Raw genomic sequence first — 23,877 nt, forward strand, 5'->3', positions numbered from 1 at the left:
CCCGTGGCCCCTGCTGGGCCGTGAGAGCACCGCACTGCTCGAGGTGTCGGACTGCGCCATGGCCGTGCTCGATACCAGCGGCTGCATGCTCTGGCAGAACAGCGCCTTCACCACCCTGATCGGCCGCCCGCCGGGCGCGCTGCAGGGCCTGCACCTGGCGGCGGTGCTGCACAGCGCCGGCTCGGCCACCAGCGGCGCGCCACAGCCGCTGTCCATCGCCCATCGGCTGGCCGCCGGCCAGCGCATCGACGGCATGGAACTGCCCGGCCTGCACACCGACGGCCGGCCCTGGGTCGGTCGCCTGAGCGTGGCGCCCGACCCCGGCGGCCACTACCTGCTGGCCACGCTGGCCGACGTGACCGAGGCGCATCGCCTGCGGCAGCACAACGAGCAGTTGCGCGAGCAGCTGGACGTGGTGCAGCAACTGGCCGGCATCGGCCTGTGGGAATGCGACGCGCGCACGCAGGACAGCCGCTGGGACCGCCAGACCTTCCGCCTGGCCGGCCAGCCGCCCGGCCCGCAGCCGCCCACGCTGGAACAGCTGGCCCGCCGGATCCATCCCGACGACGACTTCATCGGCCGCTACCGGCGCTCGCTGCTGGCGCCGGGCGATTACTCGGCGCGCTTCCGCCTGCATGACCGCGAAGGCGGCGTGCGGCACCTGCATTCGCAGTGGCGGGTGCAGCCCGGCGCCGACGGCCTGCCGCGCCGGGTACTGGGCATCCTGCGCGACGCCACCGACCTGGCCGAGCTGGTGCGGTCCTTCGAGGACACCAGCACCCACCTGTCTCTGGCCCTGGAGCTGGGCAGCATCGCCATCTGGCGGCACGACCTGCGCAACGACAGCGTGGCCTGCAATCCGCAGATGCGCAGTCTGGCCGCGCTGCCGCCCGGCGACGCCGACTTCGCCCATGCCGACTGGCTGGCCGCGGTGCACCCGGCCGACCTGCCGCGGGTGCAGGCCGACCTGGCGCAGGCCCGTCGCGGCACCGAGCCGACGGACCTGCAGGCCCGCTACCGCGGCCCGGACGGCAGCTGGCGCATGCTGCTCACCCGTCGCGTGGCCCAGCGCGACGAGCAGGGCCGCGTGGTGGCCTTGCTGGGCGTGGCCTTCGACGTCAGCGGCCAGGCGGCCGACGCCGAGCGCGCGCTGGCCCTGGCCCGCACGCTGGAGGCCGCGGCCCGCGCCACCGGCCTGGGCATCTGCGCGCTGGAGCGCCGGGGCCGCCGCCACCGCCGCTGGCACATCACCTGGAATGCGCAGATGCATGCGCTGTCGGCCTGGCCCGCCGGCAGGCGTCCGCCGTTGCGGCTGTCGGAGTGGGTACGCCACTGTGTGCACGAGGACGATGCGATGCTGGTGCAGGGCGTGATCAGCCGCTGGCTGCGCCGGCCGAGCGGCCCGCTGGACCTGCAGTTCCGCACCCGCACGCCGCCCGGCGACGGGCCGCGCTGGCTGTCCGTGCGCGGCGATGCGCCCGACGACCGGCAGCTGTTCGCGGTGGTGATGGACGTGACCGACCGCCATCTGTCGCTGCAGCGCCTGCAGGCCGCGGTGGAGCGGGCCGAGCTCGCCACGCGCGGCGTGGGCATCGGCACCTGGGAGCGGCGCGCAGACGGCACCGTGCTGTGGGACGAGCAGATGTTTCGCCTGCGGGAGATGCCGATGCAGGTGCCCGCGCCCGACACCGCCGCGCGGCTGGCGGTGGTGCACCCCGACGACCGCGAGGCGATGGCGTGCTACCACCCGTCGTCCGAGGGCATGGCGATGTCGCCCACCTATGAATTCCGCGTGGTGCTGCCCGATGGCCGCGTGCGCTGGCTGGCCTCCCGCTCCCGTCCGCTGCCCGACGCCCATGGCCGCGAGATGCGCCGCATCGGCGTCAACTGGGACATCACCGACAACAAGATGGCCGAGCTGGCCCAGCGCGAGCGCGAAGCGGCGCTGCGCGAAAGCCAGGCCAAGTCGCGGCTGCTGGCGCGCATCAGCCACGAACTGCGCACGCCGCTCAATGCCATCCTGGGCGTCACCCAGCTGATGCTGATGGCCGCCGGCACGCCCGACCCCGCGCAGCGCCAGCGCCAGCTGGAGCAGGTGCAGTCGGCCAGCCGACACCTGCTGGCGCTGATCGACGGCGTGCTCGACCTGTCGGCCTACGAAGGCGGCGAGATGCGCCTGGCGCTGCGGCCGGTGGACCTGTCGGCGGTGGTGGCGCAGTCCGTCTCGCTGCTGGCCTCGGCGGCGCAGCAGCGCGGCATCACCATCGAAGGCCCGGCCGCCGGCCCGCCACCACCGCCGCCGCGCGGCGACGCCACCCGGCTGCGCCAGGTGCTGGTGAACCTGCTGTCCAACGCCATCAAGTACAACCGGCCGCAGGGCAGCGTGCGCATCGCCACCCGTGCCGTGGCCGCGGACCAGGTGCCCGAGGGGCATGAGAAGGTGGGCCATGTGGTGCTGTCGGTGGCCGACACCGGGCCCGGCATCCGGCCCGAGCAGATCGGCCAGCTGTTCCAGCCCTTCAACCGCCTGGGCCGCGAGCATGACGAGGTGGAAGGCACCGGCATCGGCCTGGCCATCGTGAAGGCGCTGGCCGGCAGCATGGGCGGCTGGGTGCAGGTGCACAGCTCGCCCGGCGAGGGCAGCACCTTCGAGGTGTGGCTCCAGCAGGCGCAGACGGCCGACGAAGCCGGCCTGCCGCCCGCCACGCCGGCACCGCCCGGCACGCCCAGCCGGGCCGACGACCTGCGCCGGCCGCTGCCACGCCTGCGCAGCGACGGCACCGGCAGCGTGCTCTACATCGAGGACAACCCGATCAACGCGATGATCGTGCAGGCCTCCATGGCGCACCGGCCGCTGATCCAGCTGCAGGTGGCGGTGGACGGCACGTCCGGCATACGGCTTGCCGGCACATCGTGCCCGGACCTCGTGCTGCTGGACATGCAGTTGCCCGACACCGATGGCCATGCCGTGCTGAAAGCGCTGCGGGCCGACCCGCGCACGGCGCACCTGCCGTGCATCGCGCTGTCGGCCAACGTGATGTCCGACGACATCCAGCGGGCACTGGCCGCCGGTTTCACTGACTACTGGACCAAGCCCATCGAGCTGCCGGCCCTGCTCGGCGCGCTGGACACCTTGTTCGGCCGCGCCGGCGAACCCCCACGTGCCTGACGCGGCGGCGCCACGCCGTCAGGCATCCGACCACCGGGCGCCGGACAATCGGGCCCATGTCCCAGTATTTCGAAGTCCACCCCGACAACCCTCAGCCCCGCCTGCTCAAGCAGGCCGCGCAGCTGCTGCAGCAAGGCGGCGTCGTGGCGATCCCCACCGACTCCAGCTATGCGCTGGTGTGCCAGCTGGACGACAAGTCCGCCGTGGAGCAGCTGCGCCGCATCCGCGAGGTGGACGAGAAGCACCACCTCACGCTGCTGTGCCGCGACCTGAGCGAGCTGGCCAGCTACGCGCGCGTGGACAACAAGCAGTACCGGCTGCTGAAGCTGGGCACGCCCGGCCCCTTCACCTTCATCCTGGAAGCGACGAAGGAAGTGCCGCGGCGCGTCAGCCATCCGTCGCGCCGCACCATCGGCCTGCGCGTGCCCGACCACAAGGTGACGCAGGCGTTGCTGGAGGCGCATGGCCAGCCGCTGCTGGCCACCACGCTGATACCGCCCGGCGAGACCGATCCGATGAACGACCCCGCGGACATCCGCGAACGCTTCCAGAAGATGCTGCAGGCGGTGGTGGATGCCGGCGCCTGCCCGATGCAGCCCACCACGGTGATCGACCTGACCGACGATGCGGAGCCGAGGCTGGTGCGCCTGGGCAGCGGCGACCCGTCCCGCCTGGGCCTCAGCTTCGATTGAGCGCCTGCAGCACCTGCTGCGGATCAAAGCCCAGCAGCGGCTTGCCGCCGGCCAGCACCAGCGGCGTGCCCGGCGCCATGTGCGCCTGGAAGGTGGCCTGGCAGGCCGCGTCCCGTTCGATGAAGCATTCCTCGAAGGGAACGCGGTGCTTCTCCAGCCACAGCCGGGCCTGGGTGCAGTAGGCGCAGGTCACCGACGAGATCAACCGGATGTCGCCCGGCCGGGCAATGGCCACCAGGCGTTCGGCCGCGCGCTGCTGCGCCGTGGCATGCCACCACTGGCTGGCGCCGCTGACCGCCGCGATCAGCAGCACCAGGCCCAGCAGCGACTTGGCGGAAGGACGGCTGCCGGCCATGGAGGCGTGCCTGCGCAGCCGCTCAGACGACGGCGGTGACGACCACTTCCACCTTCCACTCGGGCTTGGCCAGGGCGGCCTGCACGGTGGCGCGCGGGGGCGCATTGCCCGGGGCTACCCAGGCGTCCCACACGGCGTTGAAGGCGGGGAACTCGGCCAGGTCGGTGACGAACACCTGCGCCATCACGATCTTCGACTTGTCGGTGCCGGCGCGGGCCAGCAGCGCGTCGATGGCCTCCAGCACCTGGCGCGCCTGGCCGGCCATGTCCTGGGTGGCGTCGGACGGCACCTGGCCGGCCAGCCACACGGTGCCGTTGTGCACCGCCATCTCCGACAGGCGCGTGCCGACGTCGAATCGTTGAACCATCATTTCTTCACTCCGTGGTGTTGGGATGCGTGCTTCCTGGCGGGCGGCGCCGCCTTGCTGCCGATCTTGGATTCGGTGCCGGCCATCAGCTTGCGGATGTTGCCGGCATGGCGCCACACCAGCAGCAGGCTCATCACCGCGATGGCGATGGCCATGGCGCCGGGGCCCCAGATCAGCAGCTGGTAGAAGGGTGCGAAGGCCGCGGCCACGATCGAGGCCAGCGACGAATAGCGGAAGAAGTAGGCGATGATGAGCCAGGTGAGCAGCGTGGCCGCGCCCAGGTAGGGATTGAGCGCCAGCAGCACGCCCGCCGCGGTGGCCACGCCCTTGCCGCCCTGGAAGCGGAAGAACACCGGCCACAGGTGGCCGACGAAGGCCGCCAGGCCCACCGCCGCGACGGTGGTCTCGCCCCAGCCGAAGCGCCGCGCCAGCAGCAGCGCCGCCACTACCGGCACATAGCCCTTGAGCGCATCGAACACCAGCGTGAGCAGCGCGGCCTTCTTGTTGCCCGAGCGCAGCACGTTGGTGGCGCCCGGGTTGCCCGAGCCGTAGCTGCGCGGGTCCGACAGGCCCATCGCGCGGCTGATGATCACCGCGAACGACAGCGACCCGATGGCATATGCCAATGCCACCGCCAACAGGCTCGACCACTCCATCGCAACGCGCTCCACCGTGTTCTTGTCAGCCGGCCAGTGTATGCCGCCCGGTGGCCGCTGCTCAGATGGCGCAGTGCACGGGCCTGGCGCCCAGCGGGCCGGTGAGCACCGCCGGCTCGATGCCCACCAGGAAGCCACGGCGGCCGCCGTTGATCAGGATCCTCGGCAGCTGCAGCACCGTCTCTTCCACGTACACCGGCATCGCCTTGCGGGTACCGAAGGGCGAGGTGCCGCCCACCAGGAAGCCGCTGTGGCGCTGCGCCACCTCGGGCTTGCAGGGCTCGATGCCCTTGGCACCGATCGCCCGCGCCAGGTTCTTGGTGCTCACCTGGCGGTCGCCATGCATCAGCACGATCAACGGCTGCGCCTTCTCGTCCTGCATCACCAGCGTCTTGACGACCGCATGCTCGTCCACGCCGAGCTGGCGCGACGACTCGGTGGTGCCGCCATGGTCGACGTACTCGTACACATGCTCGGTGAACGGCACGCCGTGCTGGCGCAGCCACTGCGTGGCCGGCGTCTCGCTGACGTGCTTGTGCTCCTTCTTCGCCATGGCGCTGCCTGCTTACTGGGCCGGGTCGCGGTGCTGCCAGCGGATGCGGTCGATCTCGGCCAGCACCTCGGGCGACAGCGGCAGGCTCCAGGCATCGATGTTCTCGTCCAGCTGCGCCACCGAGGTGACGCCGATGATGGTGCTGGCCACCCGCGGGCTGCGGTAGCAGAAGGCCAGCGCCAGCTGGGTGGGCGTGAAGCCGTGGTCGCGCGCCAGCTGGTTGTATAGACGAGCCGCGGCCAGCGATTCCGGACGGCCCCAGCGCTGCTTCTTCATCGTCTCGAACATGGCCATGCGGCCGGGGCGGCTGTCGTCCTCCAGGCCCTTCTCGTCGTACTTGCCGGTCAGCAGGCCAAAGGCCAGCGGCGAATAGGCCAGCAGCGACACCTGCTCGCGGAACAGCGTCTCGTCCAGCGCGTTGTCCACGCTGCGGTTGACCAGGGTGTACGGGTTCTGCACCGTGGCCACGCGCGGCAGGCCGTGTTGCTCGGCCAGCCGCACGAACTCATGCACGCCCCAAGGCGTCTCGTTGCTCAGGCCGATGGTCTTCACCTTGCCGGCCTGCACCAGCTTGCCCAGCGCTTCCAGCTGCGGCTGGATCGGCGTCACCGGCTGCTCCTTGGCGGGGTCGAAGTAGATGCTGCCGAAGGACGGCACGTTGCGGGCCGGCCAGTGGATCTGGTAGAGGTCGATCACGTCGGTCTGCAGCCGGCGCAGGCTGGCTTCGCAGGCGGCGATGATGTCCTGGCCGGTGAGGTCGCCGCTGGCGTTGCGGATCCAGTCGTAGCCGCGCGCCGGGCCCGCCACCTTGGTGGCCAGCAGCAGCCGGTCGCGCACGCCGGGCCGCGCCGCGATCCAGCGGCCGATGATGCTCTCGGTCAGCGTGTAGCGGGCGGCCGAGGGCGGCACCGGGTACATCTCGGCGGTGTCGAGGAAGGTGACGCCGCGTTCGACCGACCGGTCGAGGATGGAATAGGCCGTGGCCTCGTCGACCTGCTCGCCGAAGGTCATGGTGCCCAGGCAGATGCGCGTGGCCTGCAGGTCGCTGCGGCCCAGCCGCACGTGGAAGTCGGAGGAGGAGGTGATGCTCATGCGGCCAAGTGTGCCGCAGGCCGTGCGCCCCGGACGGGCCACGGGCTTGGCGGCCGGCCCCGGCAAATACTGGACGATACCGGCGGCCGGCCCGTGGCTGAGCTGCGCCTACAGTGCCGGCATGCCGATCCACTCCGCCTGGCCGCCACCGGGCCGCACGCCCGTGCTGCTGGCGGTGCTGGGCCTGCATGCGCTGCTGTACCTGGCCTGGCCGCGGCAGCCGGCCATGCCGCGGGAGATGGCGCGGCCGGTGCGGCAGCCGACGGTGCTGCGGCTGCTGTGGCCTTCGCCGACCGGTGCGGTCGCCACGCCGGCGGCGCCACGCCTGTCCGTGCCGCCACGCAGTGCGCCGGCGGCGGTTCAGCCCGTCCCGCCGGCGCCGCGGCCGGTGGGCCAGGCCATCACCCTGCCCGCCGCAGGCCTGGCCACGCCAGCTCCCGTGGCCGAGCCGCCGGCCAGTGCCCCACCGCGGGCCGGGCCGCTGCTCGACCTGCGCCTGCCCGCCCGGGCCGCGTACGCCGCGCCGCCCTCACCGGCCGCCGAAGCCCTGGCCGACCCGCGCGCCAACGCACCACGGCCCACCTGGGAAGCGCGCCTGGCCCGCCGACTGGACACCCGCGTGAGCGAGGAGGTGCAGTCCGACGGCAGCGTGCGCCTGCGCCGCGGCGACGGATGCCTGCTCGCCAAGGCCACCCGCGGATCGCAGCTCGACCCGTTCAGCGAACATGCCAAGACCGCGCCGCGCAGCGTCGGCTCATGCGACTGAGCCGGCGGCCCTCGCGCGCTCTTCCTCCTGCAGCCGCAGCACGCGCCGCTGCACCTTGCCGGTGACGGTCATCGGCAGGCTGTCGGCGAACTCGATCTCCTTGGGGTATTCATACGGCGCCAGCCGGCCGCGCACGTGGGCCTGCAGCTCGGCGGCCAGGCCGTCGTCGCCCGCGAAGCCGGGCGCCAGCACCACGTAGGCCTTGACCACCGCGCCGCGCTCGGCGTCGGGCTTGGGCACCACGGCGGCGTTGAGCACCGCCGGATGCTTCACCAGGCAGTTCTCGATCTCGCTGGGCCCGATGCGGTAGCCCGCGGCCTTGAACACGTCGTCGCTGCGACCCTGGTACCAGAGGTAGCCAGCCTCGTCCATCACCGCGGTGTCGCCGGTGCGGCACCAGCTGTCGGCCGGGTCGCCGGTGAACTTGGCGGCGGTGGCGCGCGGGTTGTTCCAGTAGCCCAGGAAGAAGATGGGGTCCGGGTCGCCATGCACGTCGCGCCGGTGCAGCGCCACGTCGCCCGGCGTGCCGCGCGGGCATTCGTTGCCTTCGTCATCGATCACGGCGATGCGGTGGCCCGGGTACGCCCGGCCCATGCTGCCGGGTCGCGCCGGCCAGCCTGGCGCGGTGCCGCCCCCCGGCAGCGGCAGGCTGGCGCAGTTGCCGACGATGTAGTTCATCTCGGTCTGGCCGAACATCTCGTTCATCGGCACGCCCAGCACGTCGCGGCACCAGGCGAACACCGCGTCGCCCACCGGCTCGCCGGCGGCCATCACCGACTGCAGCCGCAGCTTGGGAAAGCGCGCCCGCGGGTCGGGCACCGCCTTCATCATCGCCTTCAGCGCGGTGGGGAAGAGGAAGGTGTGCGTCACGCCGTGGCGCTGCATCAGGCCGAAGGCGGTCACCGGGTCGAAGCGGCCGGTGTAGCCCACCAGCGGCCGGCCGAAGTACAGCGTGGGCAGCAGCACGTCGATCAGGCCGCCGGTCCAGGCCCAGTCGGCCGGGCTCCACAGCACCGGCCCGCCGTCGGGCGCGGTGAAGCCGTTGTGGCTGCAGACGAAGCCCGGCAGGTTGCCGATCAGCGCCCGGTGCGGCAGCAGTGCGCCCTTGGGCGGGCCCGTGGTGCCGCTGGTGTAGATGAGGATGGCCGCATCGTCGGCCGCGGTGTCCACCGGCGTGAAGCGGTTGTCGCTGCCCGCCAGGCCGGCGCGCCAGTCGCCATCGCCCTGCCCTTCGGCGGCGCCCACCGCCAGCACGTGGCGCAGCGCCGGGCATTCGGCGCGTGCGGCCTGCAGCGAAGCCATTGCGCTCTCGTCGGCGATCGCCACGCCGGCCTCGCTGTCCTGCAGCCGATAGGCCAGCGCCTCGGGGCCGAACAGCATCGACAGCGGCATGGCCACCGCACCCAGCTGGTAGATCGCCATGTGCGACACCACCGTCTCGTAGCGCTGCGGCATCACGATGGCCACGCGGTCGCCGCGCTGCACCCCCAGGCGCTGCAGCAGGTTGGCCAGCCGGTTCACATCGGCCTGCAGCCGCGCGAAGGTGTAGGCGCTGCGCTCGCCGCTGTCGCGCTCGTGGTGCACCGCGATGGCCTCGGGCGTGTCGCGCGCCCAGCGGCCGCAACACACCTCGGCCAGGTTAAAGCGGGCCGGCACCTGCCAGCGGAACTCGGCATGGATGCGGGCGTGGCGGTCGGTCGAAGGGTCGGCTTGCGGGCCGGCGCCCGGACTGCGGCGCGGCATGGCGGCTCAGCCCTCGTTGCCCGGGGCGGACCCCGCTGTGCCGAAGGCCTGCAGCGCCGGACCGGTGATGCGGCACAGCCGCCAGTCCGGCATCACCGTCGCACCCATGCGCTGGTAGAAGGCGATGGCGTTCTCGTTCCAGTCCAGCACGCACCACTCGAAGCGGCCGTAGCCGCGCTCGGCCGCGATGCCCGCCAGCCGCGTGAGCAGCGCCTTGCCCAGCCCGCTGCCGCGGTGCGCAGGTTGTACATACAAGTCCTCCAGGTACAACCCGGGCTTGGCCAGGAAGGTGGAGAAGTTGGTGAAGAACAGCGCGAAGGCCACCACGCGGCCTTCCACCTCGGCCACCTGGCATTCGGCGGCCGGCTTGTCGCCGAACAGGTGCGGATGCAGCGTCTCGGGCGTGGCCTGCATCAGGTGCGTGAGCTTCTCGAAGTCGGCCAGCTCGCCGATCAGGCCGACGATGGCCGGCACGTCGCGCGGCTCGGCCGCGCGCAGGACGAAGGATGTGTTCATGCGGCCGATTCTGGCAGCGCGCCGGCGGCCGCCCGGCCCGCGGTTTCCCGGCTGCGCAGGTGACAGCGGCGTGCCCGCAGGCCCCTTACAGTCGGCCGCATGCAGCCCGCCGACATTGCCCCCCTGCCCGCCACCGCCTACCTGCCGCGCCGCGAGGCCACCAGCCGCTTCGTCAGCGTGCGCGGCCTGCGCTACCACCTGCGTTGCTGGGGCGACCCGCAAGCCGACGGCGACAAGCGGCCGCTGGTGCTGCTGCACGGCTGGATGGACGTGGGCGCCTCGTTCCAGTTCATGGTCGATGCGATGGCCGACGGCCGCGCCATCGTCGCGCCTGACTGGCGCGGCTTCGGCCTGACCGAAGGCCCGGCCACCGACACCTACTGGTTCCCCGACTACGTCGGTGACCTGGATGCGCTGCTGGAAGCCCTGCTGCCCGGCCGCACGATCGACCTGCTGGGTCACAGCATGGGCGGCAACGTGGCGATGGTGTATGCCGGCCTGCGGCCCGAGCGCATCCGCAAGCTGGTGAACCTGGAAGGCTTCGGCATGCCGCGCACCCGGCCCGAGGACGCGCCCAAGCGGCTGCTGCAGTGGCTGGACCAGCTGCGCACGCCGCCCGCGCTGGTGAGCTACGAAGGCCCGGAAGGCGTGATGCGCCGGCTGATGAAGAACAACCCGCGCCTGCCCGCCGACAAGGCCGCCTGGCTGGCCGGCCACTGGTCGGCCCCGCAGGCCGACGGCCGCTGGCACCTGCGGGCCGATCCGGCGCACAAGGGCGTGTCGCCCACGCTGTACCAGGTGGAAGAGGCGTTGGCGCTGTGGCAGCGCATCGCCGCGCCGGTGCTGTGGGTGGACGGCGCGCTGACCGACCTGGCCGCGATCTGGGGCACCCGCTACACCCGCGAGGAATTCGAGACCCGGCTGGCCACGCTGCGCGCCCCGATCACCCGCGCGCGGCTGCCGGCCAGCGGCCACATGCTGCACCACGACGAGCCCGACGCCCTGGCCGCGTACATCGAGCGTTTCCTGGACGCATAGCCGGCAGTTCGTCCACCGGGCGCCATGCCGGGGGCCATGCGAAAATCGCTCCCCTTCAAGAGGAATGGCAAGCATGGACAACGAAAAGGTCAACGAGATCGGCGCCCTCCTGGCGGACCTCACCACGCGCACCGAAGCGCTACGGGGGTATCTTTGACTACGACCGCAAAGCACTGAGACTCAACGAAGTCAACGCGGCGCTCGAGAATCCCAACGTCTGGAACGAGCCCAAGCGCGCCCAGGAACTGGGCCGCGAGAAGCGCACGCTCGACACGGTGGTCGAGACCATCAACCACCTGACCAGCAGCCTGGCCGACAGCACCGAGCTGTTCGACATGGCCAAGGCCGAGAGCGACTTCGACAGCATCGCCTCCATCGAGATGGATGCGCGCAAGCTGCAGGAAACCGTCGAGCAGCTCGAGTTCCGCCGGATGTTCAACAACCCGGCCGACCCCAGCAACTGCTTCATCGACATCCAGGCCGGCGCCGGCGGCACCGAGGCCTGCGACTGGGCCAGCATGCTGCTGCGCCAGTACCTCAAGTACTGCGAGCGCAAGGGCTTCAAGACCGAGGTGATGGAAGAGACGGAAGGCGACGTCGCCGGCATCCGCTCGGCCACCATCAAGGTGGAAGGCGACTACGCCTTCGGCCTGCTGCGCACCGAGACCGGCGTGCATCGCCTGGTGCGCAAGAGCCCGTTCGACTCGGCCGGCGGCCGTCACACCTCGTTCGCGAGCCTGTTCGTCTATCCCGAGGTGGACGACTCGATCGAGATCGACATCAACCCCGCCGACGTGCGCACCGACACCTTCCGCGCCAGCGGCGCGGGCGGCCAGCACATCAACAAGACCGACTCGGCGGTGCGGCTGACGCACATCCCCACCGGCATCGTCGTGCAGTGCCAGAACGACCGTTCGCAGCACCGCAACCGCGACGAGGCATGGCAGATGCTTCGCTCGCGCATGTACGAGCACGAGATGCGCATCCGCATGGCCGAGCAGCAGAAGCTGGAGGACACCAAGACCGACGTGGGCTGGGGCCACCAGATCCGCAGCTACGTGCTGGACCAGAGCCGCATCAAGGACCTGCGCACCAACGTGGAGATCAGCAACACGCAGAAGGTGCTCGACGGGGACCTGGATCCCTTCATCGAAGCCAGCCTGAAGCAGGGAGTCTGAGTGACCGAAGCACTGCTTTTCGACCTCGACGGCACGCTGATCGACAGCATGCCGCACCACCACGGCGCCTGGATCGAGTGGCACCGGCGCCATGGCCATCCGATGGACGAAGCGGGCTTCTTCGCCGCGACGGCCGGCCGCGCGAATGCGGAGATCCTGTCCGACCTGCTGCCCGATCTCGACGCCCAGGCGATCGACGCCCTGGCCGAGGAGAAGGAGGCGATCTACCGCGAGCTGGCACGCCCGGCGCTGCAGCTCATCGGCGGCGCGGCCGAGCTGGCCACGCAGGCCCGCGCGCAGGGCCTGAAGCTGGCGGTGTGCACCGCCTCGGGCCTGCTCAACATGCAGCTGGCGTTCGAGCGCTTCGGCATCGGCGAGTGGATCGACACCGTCACCAGCCCGGCCGACGGCCTGCGCGGCAAGCCGCATCCGGACATCTTCCTCGAGGCCGCGCGCCGCCTGGGCGTGGCGCCCGAGGCCTGCGTGGTGTTCGAGGACGCGCCGCTGGGCATCGAGGCCGCGCAGCGTGCCGGCATGCGCGCGGTGGCGCTCACCACCACCATGCCGCGCGAGGCCTTCACCGGCTTCGCCAACGTCGTGGCCATCGTGCCCGACCTCAACGGCTTCGATCTCGGCGCCCTGGCCCTTTAGCCCTTTCAGCTCCAACGGAGAAGTCACACATGCGCGAAGGACCCGCCCTCACTGTGCGCCGCTCGGACTACACCGAGCCCGCGTACTGGATCCGCAGCGTCGAGCTCACCTTCGACCTCGACCCCGCCAAGACCATCGTCAGCAGCCGGCTGGTGATCGAGCGCAACCTGTCGGTGGCGCCGCAGCCGCTGAAGCTGCACGGCGAAGACATCACGCTGCTGCGCGTGCAGGCCAATGGCGAAAGCGTGAGCTTCCGCCACGAGCCGGGCCTGCTGGTGATCGACAACCCGCCCGGCGACCACTTCACGCTGGACATCCGCAACACCTGCTGCCCGGACAAGAACACCCAGCTGTCGGGCCTGTTCTCGTCGGACAGCGGGCTGTTCACGCAGTGCGAGGCCGAGGGCTTCCGCCGCATCACCTACTTCCTGGACCGGCCCGACGTGATGGCCGTCTACACGGTGCTGCTGCGGGCCGACAAGAAGCGCTATCCGGTGCTGCTGTCCAACGGCAACCTGCTGGAACAGGGCGATCTGGACAACGGCCGCCACTACGCGAAGTGGCACGACCCCTTCCGCAAGCCGAGCTACCTGTTCGCCGTGGTGGCCGCCGACCTGGTGGCGCGTGAGCAGCACATCCGCACCCGCTCGGGCCGCGACCACCTGCTGCAGGTGTACGTGCGCCGCGGCGACCTGGACAAGACCGAGCATGCGATGAACTCGCTCATCGCCTCGGTGGTGTGGGACGAGGCCCGCTTCAAGCTGCCGCTGGACCTGGAACGCTTCATGATCGTCGCGGTGGGCGACTTCAACATGGGCGCGATGGAGAACAAGGGCCTGAACATCTTCAACACGAAGTTCGTTCTGGCCAGCCCGGCCACCGCCACCGACGTCGATTTCGCCGGCGTGGAAAGCGTCGTCGGCCACGAGTACTTCCACAACTGGACCGGCAACCGCATCACCTGCCGCGACTGGTTCCAGCTGAGCCTGAAGGAAGGCCTGACCGTCTTCCGCGACCAGGAATTCAGCATGGACATGGCCGGCGGCGTCAGCGCCAAGGCCGTCAAGCGCATCGAGGACGTGCGCGGCCTGCGCCAGGTGCAGTTCCCCGAAGACGCCGGCCCGATGGCGCACCCGGTGCGGCCCGACGAGTACCAGGCGATCAACAACTTCTACACCGCCACGGTGTACGAGAAGGGCGCCGAAGTCGTGCGCATGATGCAGACGCTGGTGGGCCGTGAAGGCTTCGAGCGCGGCATGACGCTGTACTTCGAGCGGCATGACGGCTATGCCGTCACCTGCGACGACTTCGCCCAGGCCATCGCCGATGCCAACCCGGGCAGCATGCTGTCCACGCGCCTGGACAAGTTCAAGAACTGGTATGCCCAGGCCGGCACGCCGAACCTGAAGGCCCGCGGCCGCTACGACGCCGAGCAGCGCAGCTACACGTTGACGCTGGAGCAATGGAGCGCGCCCAGCCCCGGCCAGCCGAACAAGCGGCCCTACGTCATCCCGGTGCTGATGGGCCTGATCGGCCCCGATGGCCAGGCGCTGCCGGTGCAGCTCGACGGCGAGTACCCCAGCGCCTCCACCGAGCGTGTGCTGGTGCTGGACGACTACCGCATCGACCTCACCTTCATCAACGTCGACGTGCGGCCGGTGCCTTCGCTGCTGCGCGGCTTCTCGGCGCCGGTGCGGCTGGACGACGGCCTGAGCAATGCCGAGCTGCTGACGCTGCTCAAGCACGACAGCGACCCCTTCAACCGCTGGGAGGCCGGCCAGCGGCTGGCGCTGTCCAACATGATGGCCGCCACGCAGTCGGACGCCGCACCGGCGCTGGACGACGCCATCGTCGACGCCCTGCGCAACGTGCTGCGCGACCCGTCGCTGGACGCCGCCTTCAAGGAACTGGTGCTCACGCTGCCCAGCGAGCGCTACGTGGCCGAGCAGTTCGAGGTCTCGGACCCGCAGCGCATCCACGTGGTGCACGAGGCCATGCGCGACCAGCTGGCCGCGCAGCTGCATGACGACTGGGTGTGGGCCTGGGAGCACCACCAGGTCACCGACGGCTACCGCCCCGATGCGCTGCAGAGCGGCCGCCGCGCGCTGGCCAACCGCGCGCTGCAGATGCTGGTGCGCCATGCGGTGGCCACCGGCGACGAGGTGTGGCAGGGCAAGGCCTATGGCCGCTTCAAGGACGCCGGCAACATGACCGAGCGCCTGGGTGCGCTGCAGGCGCTGGTGGAGGCCCATGCACCGCTGGCCGAGCCGGCGCTGCAGCGCTTCTACGAAATGTTCAAGGACGAGGCCCTGGTCATCGACAAGTGGTTCGCGTTGCAGGCCGGCGCGCCCGAGCCGGTGGGCCCGCAGGCGGGGCGGGTGTTCGAGCGCATCAAGGCGCTGATGAAGCACCCCGACTTCTCGCTGAAGAACCCCAATCGCGCACGCAGCCTGGTGTTCACGCTGATGTCGTCCAATCCCGCCGCCTTCCACCGCAGCGATGCGGCCGGTTATGCGCTGTGGGAGGCCCTGGTCACCGACATCGACGCCGCCAACCCGCAGCTGGCGTCACGCCTGGCCCGGATGATGGAACGCTGGCGCCGCCTGGCCGAGCCCTGGCAGACCGCGGCCCGCGAAGCCCTGGCCCGCGTGGCCGCCAAACCCAACCTCAGCGACGACACCCGCGAAGTCGTGTCCCGCGCACTGGAAAGCTGAACCATGGAAAAACGCATCAGTCTTACGCAATACCTGGTCGAGCAGCAGCGCAAGCACGGCCACATCCCGGGGCAGCTGCGGCTGTTGCTGGAGGTGGTGGCCCGCACCTGCAAGCGCATCGCCATTTCCGTCAACAAGGGCGCGCTGGGCGAAGTGCTGGGCAGCGCCGGCAGCGAGAACGTGCAGGGCGAGGTGCAGAAGAAGCTGGACATCATCGCCAACGAGGTGCTGATCGAGGCCAACGAATGGGGCGGCGCGCTGGCCGCGATGGCCAGCGAGGAGATGGACTCCATCCACGTGGTGCCCAACCGCTATCCGCAGGGCGAATACCTGCTGCTGTTCGATCCGCTCGACGGCTCCAGCAACATCGACGTGAACGTCAGCATCGGCACCATCTTCTCGGTGCTGCGCAAGCTGGGCGACCACGAGAGCGTGGGCGAGCGCGACTTCATGCAGCCGGGCAGCCGCCAGGCCGCCGCCGGCTATTGCGTCTACGGCCCGCAGACCACGCTGGTGCTGACGGTGGGCGACGGCGTGGCCATGTTCACGCTCGACCGCGAGCAAGGCTCCTGGGTGCTGACGGCCGAGAACGTGCGCATCCCCGAGGACACCAAGGAATTCGCGATCAACATGAGCAACAAGCGCCACTGGGACGCCCCGGTGACGCGCTACATCGACGAATGCCTGGCCGGCAGCGAGGGCCCGCGCGGCAAGGACTTCAACATGCGCTGGATCGCCAGCATGGTGGCCGACGTGCACCGCATCCTCAGCCGCGGCGGCATCTTCCTGTACCCGTGGGACAAGCGCGAGCCCGAGAAGCCCGGCAAGCTGCGGCTGATGTACGAGGCCAACCCGATGGCCTTCCTGATCGAGCAGGCCGGCGGCGCCGCCACCAACGGCCGGGAGCGCATCCTCGACCTGCAGCCCGGCAAGCTGCATGAACGCGTGAGCGTGGTGCTGGGCTCCAAGAACGAAGTGGAACGTGTGACGCGCTACCACCTGGAAGCTAAGCAGTGATTTCGGGCTATACTGTTGGGCTGTTGCCGGTGTAGCTCAGTTGGTAGAGCAGCGCATTCGTAATGCGAAGGTCGAGGGTTCGACTCCTTTCACCGGCACCAGAAGCTCAAGCGAACAAGCCGACCCCCGGGTCGGCTTTTTCATGGGCGCTTTCCGAGCGCAGTCGTCTTAGCATCGTGTCGCCCGCACCGGGACAGGAGCGCACGATGACACTGCAGGCCGGCCACGACAGCCCCCGCGCACGCGACGCGCTGCGCGACCTCATTGCCGCACGGCACGGCAAGATCGTCTCGGCCCACGATGCCGTGCGCCTGATCCGCGACGGCGACACGGTGGCCACGGGCGGCTTCGTGGGTATCGGCTTTCCGGAGAACCTGGCGGTGGCGCTGGAGCAAGCCTTCCTGGCCGACGACGCCGCGGGCGCAGACGAACACAGTCCCGGCCTGGGCAAGCCGCGCAACCTCACGCTGGTGTGCGCTGCCGGCCAGGGCGACGGCAAGGAGCGTGGCCTCAACCACCTGGGGCACGCCGGCCTGCTGCGGCGCGTGATCGCCGGCCATTGGGGCCTGGTGCCGCGGCTGCAGGCACTGGCCGTCAACAATGTCATCGAGGCCTACAACCTGCCGCAGGGCGTCATCTCGCACCTGTTCCGCGACATCGCGGCCGGCAAGCCGGGCCATCTCTCGCGCGTGGGCCTGGGCACCTTCGTCGACCCGCGACACGGCGGCGGCAAGGTCAACAGCCGCACCACGCAAGACCTGGTGATGCTGTGGCCATACGAAGGCGAGGAATACCTGTTCTACAAGGCCTTCCCGATCCACGTGGCGCTGGTGCGCGGCACCACCGCCGATGCGGACGGCAACGTCACCATGGAGCGCGAGGCGCTCACGCTGGAGACCCTGGCCATCGCGACCGCGGCGCACAACTGCGGCGGCATCGTCATCGTGCAGGTGGAACGCGTGGCCGAGCGCGGCAGCCTGCCGCCACGCCAGGTGAAGATCCCCGGCGTGCTGGTGGACTGCGTGGTGGTGGCCGAGCGCCCCGAATACCACACCCAGACCTTCGCCACCGCCTACAGCCCCGCCTTTGCGGGCGAGCTGCGCGTGCCGCTGCACGAGGCCGAGCCGATGCCGGCCGGAGACCGACAGGTCATCGCCCGCCGCGCCGCCCTGGAGCTGCTGGCCGGCAGCGTGGTGAACCTGGGCATCGGCATGCCGGAGGGCATCGCCCGCGTGGCTGCCGAAGAGCGCATCACCGACCTCATCACCCTGACGGCCGAACCGGGCGTCATCGGCGGCGTGCCGGCCTCCGGCCTGGACTTCGGCGCGGCGGTCAACACCCAGGCGGTGATCGACCAGCCCAGCCAGTTCGACTTCTACGACGGCGGCGGGCTGGACCTGGCCTTCCTGGGCCTGGCGCAGGCCGATCGCGAAGGCAACGTGAACGTGTCCCGCTTCGGGCCTCGGCTTGCTGGCGCGGGTGGCTTCATCAACATCTCGCAGAACGCGAAGAAGGTGGTGTTTGTCGGCAGCTTCATGGCCGGCACGCAGGCCAAGTTCGTGCACGCGGTGGAGCAGCGCACTTTCGCCGGCCAGCAGGCCGCCGCGCGCGGACAGCCGGTGCTGTATGTCACCGAGCGCTGCGTGTTCGAACTGACGCCCCAGGGCCTGGTGCTCACCGAACTGGCACCCGGCGTGGACCTGGAGCGCGACGTGCTGGCACACATGGGCTTTGCGCCGTTGCTGCGCGGCATGCCGCGGCGCATGGATGGCCGCATCTTCCGGCCCGGGCCGATGGCGCTGCGCGAACAGCTCACTGCCCAGCCGATGAATGACCGGCTGCGCTGGCAGGCCGAGCAGGGCGTGCTGTACATCGACTTCTCGCGCCTGGCGATCCGGCGCCTGGAAGATATCCAGCGGGTGGAGGACGAAGTGGCCCGGCTGCTGTCACCGCTGCGCCGCAAGGTGCCGGCCATCGTCAACTACGACGATTTCCAGCTCGACGAAAGCCTGCACGAGGCCTGGGGCGCGATGGTGGCTCGCCTGTCCGAGCACTACTACAGCCGCGTGACGCGCTATGCCAGCAATGCCTTCGTGCGCGCCGCCCTGGCACACACGCTGAGCGCCCGAGGTGTGCAGCCCAACCTGATGCCGCGCCCGGCCCCGCCGTAGCTTGCCGCAGACAGCAAAAAGCCCGGTACCTTGCGGCACCGGGCTTCGGCTTTTTCAATGGTCGGGGCGGCGGGATTCGAACTCGCGACCCCTTGCACCCCATGCAAGTGCGCTACCAGGCTGCGCTACGCCCCGACTGAGCCAAGCAGTATAGCCTGAAGTTTTCTCAAATGGTGAGCAGGCTGCGAATCGAAAGCAATTCAATGCGCAGTTGGTCGAGCGACACCGCTTCATGCGGCGCCAACGTGCCGTCAGTTTCGTCGTCGAGGTGGTGCAGTTCGTCGGCCTGCAACAGGTCATGGGGTTCGTCATCCGGCCCGTGCAGCTCGGCTTCATGCGCTGGATGGGCTGCGCCGTGGCGGCCCAGGCCCTGCATCTCGGCCAAACGGTTGCGGGCGCCGCTGATGGTGAAGCCCTGGTCGTACAGCAGCTCGCGGATGCGGCGGATCAGCAGCACCTCGTGGTGCTGGTAGTAGCGCCGGTTGCCGCGGCGCTTCATCGGCTTGAGCTGCGTGAACTCCTGTTCCCAGTAGCGCAGCACATAGGGCTTCACGCCGCAGAGTTCGCTCACCTCACCGATGGTGAAGTAGCGTTTGGCAGGGATCGCGGGAAGCGCTTTTTCCATAGAAATCAACGCTCCACGGGTTGGCGCTCAAACTTTACTCGAACTCGTCCGGGCTCGGGATGTCGCCCTGCACCAGGCCCTTCAGTTTATGACTGGCGTGGAAGGTCACCACGTTGCGCGCGGCGATCGGGATCGACTCACCCGTGCGCGGATTGCGGCCGGGCCGGGGCGCCTTGCGCCGGATGTTGAAGTTGCCGAAGCCCGACAGCTTCACGTCGTCGCCCTTCACCAGCGCGGCGTGGATGATGTCGAAGAAGGCTTCGACCATGTCCTTCGACTCGCGCTTGTTCAGCCCCAGCCGCTCGAACAGCAGGTCGGCCAGTTCAGCCTTGGTGAGGGTCGGCGTCTCGAGGGTCGGCAGGATCACGCGGTCCATCGCAGGTTTCTCCTCCATCAGCCGCGCAACCTCGCCTGCAGGCGGCTGCCCAGGCGCTCGACGATGCCGGCCACCACGGTATCGACACGTTCGTCAGTCAGCGTGGCGCTGTCATCGAGCAGTTCCACACGAACGGCCATGCTGCGCTCGTCGGCAGCGATGTCGGCGGTGGGCGCCTTGGGCTTGTAGATGTCGAACAGCTGCGCATGGCGCACCAGGCCGGAGGCGTCGTCGGTGATGGCGCCGATCAGCGCGTCGTGGGCCACCGTGTCCTTCACCACCAACGCGAGGTCGCGCCACACGGACTGCTGGCGTGGGATCGACTGGAAGCTGGGCACCACCTGGGCAGCCAGCGCCTCGGCATCCAGCTCGAACAGCACCGGCGCCTGCGGCAGGTCATAGCCCTGGCGCCACTTGGGGTGCAGTTCACCGATCCAGCCGATGGGCTGGCCGTCCAGCTCGATGCGCGCACTGCGGCCCGGATGCAAGGCCGGATGCTCGGCGGCGACAAAGGTGGCGCGGCGCGGCGCCAGCAGCGCCTCGACGTCGGCCTTGACGTCGAAGAAGTCCACCGCCCGCTCGGCCACACCCCATTGCAGCGGCTGCGCCGGGCCATAGGCCAGGCCGCTCAGCCGCATCGGCTGCGACACGCCGGCCACGGTGGTGAGCGTGTCCGTCACCGAGGCATCGCGGCGGAACACACGGCCCAGTTCGAAGATGCGCACCCGCTGCGCACGACGCGCAAGGTTGTATTGCAGCACCGCCACCAGACTGCCGATCAGGCTGGACCGCATCACCGACAGCGGCGAGGCGATCGGGTTCAGCACCGGGATCGGATCGGCATTGCCGGCCAGCTCCTGCTCCCAGCGCGCTTCGACAAAGCTGAAGTTGATCGTCTCCTGGTAGCCCAGCGCAGCCACCGCGCGGCGCAGGGCGTGGCTGCCGCGGCGGGCCTCAGGCCGCACGCGGGCGGTCACCGGCGCCAGCGGCGGCGTGTCCGGCAGCTGCGTGTAGCCCAGGACCTTGATCACTTCCTCGATCAGGTCTTCCTCGATCTGCAAATCGAACCGGTGGCTGGGCGGCGTCACCGTCAGCACGCCTTCGGCCTCGGTGAACGGCAGGCCCAGGCGACGCAGCACGTCGGCGCATTGCGCCTGCGTCACCGGCATGCCGATGACCTTGGCGGCGCGCGCCACGCGCAGCTGCACCGCTTCACGCTGCGGCATGCGGGGCTGCTGGTCGTCGATCGGGCCCGCCTCGCCGCCGCAGATGTCGATTATCAGGCGCGTGATGTGCTCGATGTGCTCCACCGTCAGCGCCGGGTCGACGCCGCGCTCGAAGCGGTGGCCGGCGTCCGTCGAGAAGTTGAAGCGGCGCGAACGGCCGGCCACGGCCTTGGGCCACCAGAACGCGGCCTCCACGTACACGTTCTTCGTCTCGTCGGACACCGCGGTGGCGTCGCCGCCCATGATGCCGGCCAGCGATTCCACCGCCTGCGCATCGGCGATCACGCCCACCTGGTCGTCGAGCGTGATGGTGTTGCCGTTCAGCAGCTTCAGCGATTCGCCCGCGCGGCCCCAGCGCACCACCAGGCCGCCGTGGATCTTGTCTCGGTCGAAGATGTGCGAAGGCCGGCCGTACTCGAACATCACGTAGTTCGAGATGTCGACCAGCGCGGTGACCGAGCGTTGGCCGCAGCGCGCCAGGCGGTCGACCATCCAGGCCGGCGTCTTCGCCTGCGTGTTGACGTTGCGCACGATGCGGCCGGAGAAGCGACCGCACAGGTCGGGCGCTTCCACCGACACCGGCAGCTTGTCGTCGTGCGAAGGAGGCACCGGCGGAAATTCGGGCTTCCGCAGCGGCGCACCGGTCAACGCCGACAGCTCGCGCGCCACGCCGTACACGCTCAGGCAATGCGCCAGGTTGGGCGTGAGCTTGAGCGTGAAGATGGTGTCGTCGAGCTTCAGCACCTCGCGCACGTCCACGCCCACCGGCGCGTCGTCAGCCAGTTCCAGCAGGCCTCCGTGGTCTTCCGACAGCTTCAGCTCACGCGCCGAGCACAGCATGCCGAAGCTCTCCACGCCGCGCAGCTTGCCCACCTTGATCTCGAACGGCTTGCCGTCGTCGCCCGGGGGCAGCTCGGCGCCTACCAGCGCCAGCGGCACCTTGATGCCGGCGCGGGCGTTGGGTGCACCGCAGACGATCTGCAGCGGGCCGTCCTTCGAATGCTCGCCGGCATCGACGCTGCACACCCGCAGGCGGTCGGCGTTCGGGTGCTGCGTGGCCTCCAGGATGCGGCCGACCACGATGCGCGAGAACGGCGGCGCCACCGGCCGCATCTCTTCGACTTCCAGGCCGGCCATCGTCAGCGTGTCGGCCAGTTGCTCGGTGCTCAGCGGCGGGTTGCAGAACTCGCGCAGCCAGGATTCAGGGAATTGCATGTCGTCGCTTCTCTTCCAGGGTTCTTCGGGGGCGGCGCTTACTGGAACTGGCTCAGGAAGCGCAGGTCGCCGTCGAAGAACAGCCGCAGGTCATTCACGCCGTAGCGCAGCATGGTCAGGCGGTCGGGGCCCATGCCGAAGGCAAAGCCGATGTAGCGCTCGGGGTCGAGCCCGAAGTTGCGGACCACGTTGGGATGCACCTGGCCCGAGCCGGCCACCTCCAGCCAGCGGCCCTTCAGCGGGCCGGACGAGAAGGCGATGTCCACCTCGGCCGACGGCTCGGTGAACGGGAAGAAGCTGGGGCGGAAGCGCAGCGTCAGGTCATCGGTCTCGAAGAAGGTGCGGAAGAAATCGGTGAATACCGACTTCAGGTCCTTGAAGCTCACGTTCTCGCCGATCCACAGGCCTTCGCACTGGTGGAACATCGGCGAGTGGGTGGCGTCGCTGTCCACGCGGTAGGTGCGGCCCGGCGCGATCACGCGGATCTCCGGCATCGTCGCCTTGCCCTCGTGCGCCTTCACATGCTGCATCGCGTAGCGCACCTGCATCGGACTGGTGTGCGTGCGCAGCAGGTAGCCGCCGCTGGCGCCCTTTGCATCCACATAGAAGGTGTCATGCATCGAGCGCGCGGGGTGGTCGGCCGGCGTGTTCAGCGCGGTGAAGTTGAACCAGTCGTTCTCGATCTCCGGGCCGTCGGCCACGTCGAAGCCCATCGAGCCGAAGATGGCCTCGATGCGCTCCAGCGTGCGCGACACCGGGTGCAGGCCGCCGGTGCCGCGGCTGCGGCCGGGCAGCGTCACGTCCAGCGACTCGGCCTTCAGCTGCGCCTGCAGCTCGGCATCGGCCAGCGCCTGGCGGCGCTCGGTCAGCGCGGCTTCGATGCGCTGCTTGGTGGCGTTGATCTCGGCCCCGCGGGCCTTCTTCTCGTCGGGCGGCAGCTGGGCCAGCGACTTCAGCAGCTCGGTCACGCGGCCGGCCTTGCCGAGGAAACGCGCCTTGGCGTTCTCCAGGTCGGCGGGCGTCGCGGCCTGCGCGAACTGCTCTTGCGCCGCCTGCACCAGGGAGTCGAGATCGTTCATCTTGATTCGGAAATGAAAAAGGCCGCCACCAAGGTGACGGCCTTGAAGCTTGGGGCGACGCGCCGCGCGAACGGCGCGCGCCGGATCAAGCGAGCTGGGCCTTCACCTTGTCGACGATGCTGCCAAAAGCAGCGGGGTCGTTGACGGCGAGATCGGCCAGGACCTTGCGGTCGATGCCGATGTTCGCCTTCTTCAGGCCGGCCATGAACTTGCTGTACGTCACGCCGAGCTCACGGCTGGCCGCGTTGATACGGGCAATCCAGAGCTGACGGAACACGCGCTTGCGGGTACGACGGTCACGGTAGGCATATTGCCCGGCCTTCATCACCGCCTGCTTGGCGATGCGGAAGACGTTCTTGCGACGGCCGCGGAAACCCTTGGCAAGAGCCAGGATCTTCTTGTGACGAGCGCGTGCGGTTACACCACGTTTGACGCGAGGCATGGTTTTTCTCCTTACTCAGAAATCTTAAAGACCCGCGAACGGCAACATCTGAGCCATGTGGCCCATGTTGGTCTCGTGCACGTTGACGGCGCCACGCAGGTGGCGCTTGTTCTTGGTCGACTTCTTCGTGAGGATGTGGCGCTTGAACGCCTGACCGCGCTTGACGGTGCCACCCGGGCGAACGCGGAACCGCTTGGCCGCGCTCTTCTTGGTCTTCATCTTGGGCATGACTGCTC

The 23,877-nt window shown here is 69.8% G+C and carries 22 protein-coding genes and 2 tRNA genes; 10 read left to right on the forward strand and 14 right to left on the reverse strand.

The annotated features are described in order from the left end of the window. Positions 1-43: 43 nt before the first annotated feature. Complete coding sequence (locus VO99_RS07825) at positions 44-3,169, forward strand: PAS domain-containing protein (protein WP_259374791.1); 3,126 nt, start codon at positions 44-46, stop codon at positions 3,167-3,169. Positions 3,170-3,225: 56 nt separating this feature from the next. Next, positions 3,226-3,861, forward strand: coding sequence for an L-threonylcarbamoyladenylate synthase (locus tag VO99_RS07830; RefSeq protein WP_046112271.1), 636 nt, complete (start codon positions 3,226-3,228; stop codon positions 3,859-3,861). On the opposite strand, the gene VO99_RS07835 is transcribed toward VO99_RS07830, so the two are convergent. The 5 genes from VO99_RS07835 to VO99_RS07855 form a co-directional block, all read right to left on the reverse strand. Further along, positions 3,848-4,216, reverse strand: a complete 369-nt coding sequence (locus VO99_RS07835; RefSeq protein WP_046112272.1) for a glutaredoxin family protein — start codon at positions 4,214-4,216, stop codon at positions 3,848-3,850. The genes VO99_RS07830 and VO99_RS07835 overlap by 14 nt on opposite strands. A 22-nt stretch (positions 4,217-4,238) precedes the next feature. Then, positions 4,239-4,583, reverse strand: coding sequence for a RidA family protein (locus tag VO99_RS07840; RefSeq protein ID WP_046112410.1), 345 nt, complete (start codon positions 4,581-4,583; stop codon positions 4,239-4,241). After that, a complete protein-coding gene (gene plsY / locus VO99_RS07845; RefSeq protein ID WP_046112273.1) occupies positions 4,583-5,239 on the reverse strand; it encodes a glycerol-3-phosphate 1-O-acyltransferase PlsY in 657 nt (218 codons plus the stop codon). Before plsY ends, VO99_RS07840 begins: the two co-directional genes overlap by 1 nt. A gap of 61 nt (positions 5,240-5,300) precedes the next feature. Then, positions 5,301-5,792: a Cys-tRNA(Pro) deacylase gene (gene ybaK, locus VO99_RS07850; RefSeq protein WP_046112274.1), complete on the reverse strand. Its 492-nt coding sequence runs from the start codon at positions 5,790-5,792 to the stop codon at positions 5,301-5,303. A gap of 12 nt (positions 5,793-5,804) precedes the next feature. Then, a complete protein-coding gene (locus tag VO99_RS07855; RefSeq protein ID WP_046112275.1) occupies positions 5,805-6,884 on the reverse strand; it encodes an aldo/keto reductase in 1,080 nt (359 codons plus the stop codon). A gap of 121 nt (positions 6,885-7,005) precedes the next feature. On the opposite strand from VO99_RS07855, the gene VO99_RS07860 reads away from it, so the two are divergent. Next, a complete protein-coding gene (locus VO99_RS07860) occupies positions 7,006-7,650 on the forward strand; it encodes a hypothetical protein (protein WP_157039488.1) in 645 nt (214 codons plus the stop codon). Here the strand turns inward: VO99_RS07860 and VO99_RS07865 are convergent. Both VO99_RS07865 and VO99_RS07870 read right to left on the reverse strand, forming a co-directional pair. Next, complete coding sequence (locus VO99_RS07865; RefSeq protein ID WP_046112277.1) at positions 7,639-9,393, reverse strand: acetate--CoA ligase; 1,755 nt, start codon at positions 9,391-9,393, stop codon at positions 7,639-7,641. The genes VO99_RS07860 and VO99_RS07865 overlap by 12 nt on opposite strands. A gap of 6 nt (positions 9,394-9,399) precedes the next feature. Next, on the reverse strand, positions 9,400-9,909 hold the full coding sequence (locus VO99_RS07870; protein WP_046112278.1) for a GNAT family N-acetyltransferase: 510 nt from the start codon (positions 9,907-9,909) through the stop codon (positions 9,400-9,402). 99 nt (positions 9,910-10,008) lie between these two features. On the opposite strand from VO99_RS07870, the gene VO99_RS07875 reads away from it, so the two are divergent. From VO99_RS07875 to VO99_RS07905, 7 genes are all read left to right on the forward strand, one after another. Beyond that, positions 10,009-10,947: an alpha/beta fold hydrolase gene (locus tag VO99_RS07875; RefSeq protein WP_046112279.1), complete on the forward strand. Its 939-nt coding sequence runs from the start codon at positions 10,009-10,011 to the stop codon at positions 10,945-10,947. Positions 10,948-11,020: 73 nt separating this feature from the next. Beyond that, a protein-coding gene (gene prfB / locus VO99_RS30155; RefSeq protein ID WP_157039489.1) for a peptide chain release factor 2 occupies positions 11,021-12,125 on the forward strand; the annotation gives its coding sequence in 2 pieces (ribosomal slippage) (positions 11,021-11,101 and positions 11,103-12,125; 1,104 coding nt in all). Next, the gene (locus tag VO99_RS07885) at positions 12,126-12,776 is read left to right on the forward strand and encodes an HAD family hydrolase (protein ID WP_232315299.1); all 651 of its coding nucleotides are present in this window, start codon (positions 12,126-12,128) and stop codon (positions 12,774-12,776) included. A 29-nt stretch (positions 12,777-12,805) separates the two neighbouring features. After that, entirely contained in the window at positions 12,806-15,490 is a 2,685-nt protein-coding gene (gene pepN, locus VO99_RS07890; protein ID WP_046112281.1) for an aminopeptidase N, read from the forward strand. 3 nt (positions 15,491-15,493) lie between these two features. Next, the gene (locus VO99_RS07895) at positions 15,494-16,507 is read left to right on the forward strand and encodes a class 1 fructose-bisphosphatase (protein WP_046112282.1); all 1,014 of its coding nucleotides are present in this window, start codon (positions 15,494-15,496) and stop codon (positions 16,505-16,507) included. A gap of 25 nt (positions 16,508-16,532) precedes the next feature. Further along, a tRNA-Thr gene (locus VO99_RS07900) sits at positions 16,533-16,608 on the forward strand. Positions 16,609-16,713: 105 nt separating this feature from the next. Continuing rightward, positions 16,714-18,678 carry an acyl CoA:acetate/3-ketoacid CoA transferase gene (locus tag VO99_RS07905; protein WP_046112283.1) on the forward strand — a complete coding sequence of 655 codons (1,965 nt, stop codon included), beginning with the start codon at positions 16,714-16,716 and terminating at the stop codon, positions 18,676-18,678. Positions 18,679-18,736: 58 nt separating this feature from the next. Here VO99_RS07905 and VO99_RS07910 read toward each other — a convergent pair. The 7 genes from VO99_RS07910 to rpmI form a co-directional block, all read right to left on the reverse strand. Then, a tRNA-Pro gene (locus tag VO99_RS07910) sits at positions 18,737-18,813 on the reverse strand. Positions 18,814-18,844: 31 nt separating this feature from the next. Continuing rightward, positions 18,845-19,303: a MerR family transcriptional regulator gene (locus VO99_RS07915; RefSeq protein WP_046112284.1), complete on the reverse strand. Its 459-nt coding sequence runs from the start codon at positions 19,301-19,303 to the stop codon at positions 18,845-18,847. A 34-nt stretch (positions 19,304-19,337) separates the two neighbouring features. Then, a complete protein-coding gene (locus VO99_RS07920) occupies positions 19,338-19,679 on the reverse strand; it encodes an integration host factor subunit alpha (RefSeq protein WP_083440437.1) in 342 nt (113 codons plus the stop codon). Positions 19,680-19,696: 17 nt separating this feature from the next. Further along, entirely contained in the window at positions 19,697-22,120 is a 2,424-nt protein-coding gene (gene pheT / locus VO99_RS07925) for a phenylalanine--tRNA ligase subunit beta (RefSeq protein ID WP_046112286.1), read from the reverse strand. Positions 22,121-22,158: 38 nt separating this feature from the next. Further along, the gene (pheS, locus tag VO99_RS07930; RefSeq protein WP_046112287.1) at positions 22,159-23,199 is read right to left on the reverse strand and encodes a phenylalanine--tRNA ligase subunit alpha; all 1,041 of its coding nucleotides are present in this window, start codon (positions 23,197-23,199) and stop codon (positions 22,159-22,161) included. Positions 23,200-23,284: 85 nt separating this feature from the next. Then, positions 23,285-23,641 (reverse strand): 50S ribosomal protein L20, encoded by a 357-nt coding sequence (gene rplT, locus VO99_RS07935; protein ID WP_046112288.1) that lies wholly within the window; start codon positions 23,639-23,641, stop codon positions 23,285-23,287. 24 nt (positions 23,642-23,665) lie between these two features. Next, positions 23,666-23,869, reverse strand: a complete 204-nt coding sequence (gene rpmI, locus VO99_RS07940; protein WP_046112289.1) for a 50S ribosomal protein L35 — start codon at positions 23,867-23,869, stop codon at positions 23,666-23,668. Positions 23,870-23,877 lie beyond the last annotated feature (8 nt).

It is taken from the genome of Aquincola tertiaricarbonis (genome assembly GCF_000969605.1).
In the GTDB taxonomy this organism is placed as follows: domain Bacteria; phylum Pseudomonadota; class Gammaproteobacteria; order Burkholderiales; family Burkholderiaceae_C; genus Aquincola; species Aquincola tertiaricarbonis.